General features: G+C 71.7%; 4 protein-coding genes and 1 pseudogene. 1 reads left to right on the top strand and 4 read right to left on the bottom strand.

Going from position 1 to position 3,911, the window contains the following annotated elements; translation table 11 throughout:
* The 4 genes from G6030_RS04810 to G6030_RS04795 form a co-directional block, all read right to left on the bottom strand.
* Window positions 1-1,049 (bottom strand): ferredoxin reductase (locus G6030_RS04810; protein WP_182642368.1); only part of this gene is annotated, 1,049 nt, incomplete at its 3' end.
* Window positions 1,050-1,157: 108 nt separating this feature from the next.
* Window positions 1,158-1,679 (bottom strand): hypothetical protein, encoded by a 522-nt coding sequence (locus G6030_RS04805; protein ID WP_007630255.1) that lies wholly within the window; start codon window positions 1,677-1,679, stop codon window positions 1,158-1,160.
* Between the two features lie 63 nt (window positions 1,680-1,742).
* On the bottom strand, window positions 1,743-3,140 hold the full coding sequence (locus G6030_RS04800; RefSeq protein WP_007630257.1) for a wax ester/triacylglycerol synthase family O-acyltransferase: 1,398 nt from the start codon (window positions 3,138-3,140) through the stop codon (window positions 1,743-1,745).
* 4 nt (window positions 3,141-3,144) lie between these two features.
* Window positions 3,145-3,555, bottom strand: a complete 411-nt coding sequence (locus tag G6030_RS04795; RefSeq protein ID WP_007630258.1) for an HAD-IA family hydrolase — start codon at window positions 3,553-3,555, stop codon at window positions 3,145-3,147.
* Between the two features lie 128 nt (window positions 3,556-3,683).
* On the opposite strand from G6030_RS04795, the pseudogene G6030_RS16265 reads away from it, so the two are divergent.
* Window positions 3,684-3,911: pseudogene (locus G6030_RS16265) on the top strand (hypothetical protein); the annotation flags it as partial.

The raw sequence follows: 3,911 nt of genomic DNA, 5'->3' as shown, positions 1-3,911 counted from the left end.
TCGGTGCCGTTGCGCAGGTCCCGCACGTGCCCCTCGTCCAGGCCCACGACGCAGGTCTGGCAGATGCCCATGCGACACCCGAACGGCATCTGCACGCCGACGCTCTCCCCGCCCTCGAGGATCGTCGTGGCCCCGTCGAGTTCGACGGTCTTGCCGGTGGAGCCGTACTTGACCGTCCCGCCCGAGGCGCCCGCGTTGCGGTCCACGGTGAACCTCTCGACGTGCAGGTCGTCGCGCCCCGAGGCCTCGAAGTGCTCGGTCAGTTCGTCGAGCATCGCCGACGGACCGCAGGCCCACGTGGGCCGCTCGGACCAGTCCGGCACCAGCGCCGCCATCTGCTCGGCGTTGATACGGCCCTCCTCGCTGGTCACCCGCAGGTGGAGGGTGTACCCGGGCTGGGTGCGCTCCAACGCGAGCAGCTCGTCGTGGAACAGCGCGTCCTCACGGTCGCGGATGGAGTGGACGTGGACCACGTCGGGGAACCGCTCGTCGGCCGAGCGCCGGTCCAGCGACCGCAGCATGCCCATCACGGGCGTGATGCCCGACCCGGCGGTGACGAACATCAGCTTGTCCGGAGTCGGGGAGGGCAGGTGGAAGTCACCGGCCGGGGCCTGCAACCGGACGATGGTGCCCGGCTCGACGGTGCCGACGATGTGATTGCTCAGCAGGCCCTCCGGCATCGCCTTGACGGTCACCGAGTACTCGCCACGACCGCTCGTGGGCGCCGAGGTCAGCGAGTACGACCGCCACGTCCAACGGCCGTTGAGCAGCACACCGATCCCCAGATACTGGCCCGGGCGGTACTCCGGGGTGGCGCCCCACCCCGGCTTGATGACGAGCGTCACCGCGTCGTCGGCCTCGCGACGCACGGAGACGATCTCGCCGCGCAGCTCCCGCGCGGACCACAGTGGGTAGATGAGCGACGAGTAGTCGTCCATGCGCAGTGGGTGCGTCAGACGGTTGAGGAACCGACGCGCGCCCCGGGGCTCGGGGACCCGCGCGGCCGCCGCCCGCATGATGCGACTGAGCCCGCTCTTCGACTCGGACATTGGTGCCTCCTCGCGTCCGGCCACCCGCGGCCCGGGGATCGGACCGACGCTGCCAGAAGATGAACCTACGGTAGCGTAGGTAAGCCGTCGACGCCCATACCGTCGCCCTCAGAGCAGGGTGAGCAGGAACGGCAGTTCCACGGCGTCGTACCACGCCAGATCCACGTCGAGGGCGTCCCCCACGGTGAGCTCCGCGTCCTCGTCCCCGAGATCGGCCCGATCGACCGCCTCGACGGCGTCTCGCACCAGGTCGACCGCTCCCGCGAGGTCCACGTGCACGGCCGCGATGTCGGCCATCGCGACCGTCCCACCGGTCAGGCGCACGACGGCGGTGTCGAGATCCGGGCGCGGCGTGACCTGCTCATCCGGCACGTCCGCGCTCACCACGACACGCCGGTACGGGTGGGCCTCGTGCGCCGTCCCCGAGTCGAGCTCGCCGCCGAGCAGGCGGAGGGAGGCGCGGGCGGCCTCGAGGAACGCCACGTGCTCGATCTCCTCCATGTCGCCCTCCGCGTACGACTCGATCAGGGCGGGGGTCGCCGCGAACGCGGTCCCGCTCCGCACGGGCATCTCGCCCGCATCCAGCAGGGTCTCGAGCATCGTCAGCGTGGCGGGGATGAACAGTCGCATCGGTGGGCCTTCCTGGGGCGGGTGACGGTTACTGGGGGGCGCCGGTGGATCGGCCGGTTCCGGTCAGCCAGCGGAACCGGCGAGCTCGTCCAGGGCCGACGCGATCAGCTCGCCGATCTCCTCGACGTCCGGGACGGCCTGGCGGTCGGAGGTGAAGCCGCAGTACACGGTGCCGGAGTAACTGCTCATGGACACGGCCAGCGCCTGGCCCTCGAGAAGCGCCGGGACGGGGTAGACCTCGACCAGCTCGCCGTCGCCCCAGAACACCTTGTGCTGCGGACCGGGGGCGTTGGTCACCACCAGGTCGTAGCTCTCCGACGGCAACATGATCGCCGCCCGGGACGCCAGCGCGTGCAAGGTGGGCGGGGCGAACCCGGAGAGCCGGGCCAGGGACTTGGCGCCGACCGCCTCCCGCGGGTACCGCTGGGTCGCGGCCTCGCGGGCGATCTGCGCCAACCGCATCCGGGGATTCGGCTCCCCCACCGGCATACCGATGAGCGCCGAGGCGATCTCCGCGGACGTCACGTCACCCGGCGCCTCGGCGCCGTCGGCCTCGGCGGTCACGGCCATCGGGACGATCGCGCGCAGGCTGTCCGACGTCGACAGCGGATGACCGCAGGACAGGATCCACGACCGCAGCGCCCCGCACAGGACAGCGAGCACCACGTCGTTGACCTTGCAGGAGTGCGCCCGGGCGATCTCCCTCGCCTCGGACAACGGGAACGACGCGAGCCCGACCCTGCTGCCCCGGGGGCGCGCGGTGCGGAACATCTCCGACAGACCCCCGCCGGGACGCAACACGGAGAGCGTGGCCGCCCCCACGAGACCACGAGTCGCGCGCTCCAGCGCGTTCGCCAGGCGTCCCGAACGCCGGACCAGCTCCAGGGGGTCGGTCGCGATGGTCATGAGCGCGTCCAGCACCAGGACCCCGTCTCCGGGTGACGGCACGGGCGTCCAGGTGGCGACCTCGTCGACATCCGCGGAGACGCGCTCGTCGGTCATGAGCACCTGCGCCAGATCGACGGCGTTGGGCCCGCCCAGCAGGACGTGGTGGGTCTTGGTGAGGATCGCCAACCGGCCGTCGGGCAGGCCCTCGATGAGGTACAGCTCCCACAGCGGACGATCCGCCTCGAGGGGCCTGTCGACCAATCTGGCCACCAGGTCGGCCAGCTGCCGCATCCCGCCCGGCGCCGGCAGCGCCGACCGGCGGACGTGGAAACTCAGGTCGAAGTCGGGGTCGTCGACCCAGACCGCCCTGGCCAGGCCGAACGGGACCTGGCGGATCCGCTGCCGGTAGCGGGGCGCGTCGGCCAGCCGCGTGTCGACGAATTCCATGACACGGTCGATGTCCCACGGCTCGTCGCGGGCGACCAGGGCCAACGAACACGAGTGCCGGCTCCGGGAACGCGCGGCGTCCCCGAGGAGCAGGTCCGCGTCCGCGGTGGCCAGCCTGGTCGCCACGGCGTCAGACCGCCTCGTCCAACCCGAGCAGACCGCGGATCTCCACGGCCGCCCGATCGAACATCTGGTAGAACACGCCGATCATGCCGGTCTGCACCGCGCCGAGGATGTTCTCGATCGCGTCGTCGACCATCACGCACTCCCTCGGCTCGAGCTCGAGGCGGCGGGCGGCCTCGAGGAAGGCCTCCGGCTCGGGCTTCTCGACGCCGATCGCGCCGCTGAGCACCACGTGGTCGATCCCGTACTCACGGGCGTCCTCGCGGACGCGGTCGGCCCCCGGCCCCTCGGGTTCGTTGCTCAGCACGGCGAGGCGCACATCGTTGGCCCTCGCACCGGTCAGGATCGACCGCCAGTTCTCACGGTCCTCGTCCGTGCCGTCCAGCACGCCGAAGTAGTCGACTATCAGTCCACGCATGGGGACAGCCTAGGCAACACCCGTCCGGTGTGCAGTAGGCGAGGTGGAACCACGGGCGCGATCCGCGGCGTCAAGAGGGTAGAGGACGCGAGACCACCGAGGGTCGAGCGCGAGAGGAGCCCAGCCAGATGACACCGACACCCGTATCCACACCGACGTCCGGCCGGCCGCCGCCGGCCGCCGTGATCGCCGCCGGAGGCGCCGCGGAGACGCGCACGGAGGACGGCCGGATCCGGCCACTGCCGCCGACGGAACCCGAACCGGGTTCGCGGGGACGTGAGCGCGAGCGCGTCGTCCAACGCACCCCGGGACCCGCGCCCGCCCCGGACGAGGAGGTACCCGTGCCTGCTCGACGG

It is taken from the genome of Dietzia sp. E1, assembly GCF_014145015.1.
Lineage (GTDB): Bacteria > Actinomycetota > Actinomycetes > Mycobacteriales > Mycobacteriaceae > Dietzia > Dietzia cinnamea_A.
The sequence above is the reverse complement of the archived record's forward strand: the minus strand, read 5'-3'. Positions and strand labels throughout refer to the sequence as shown.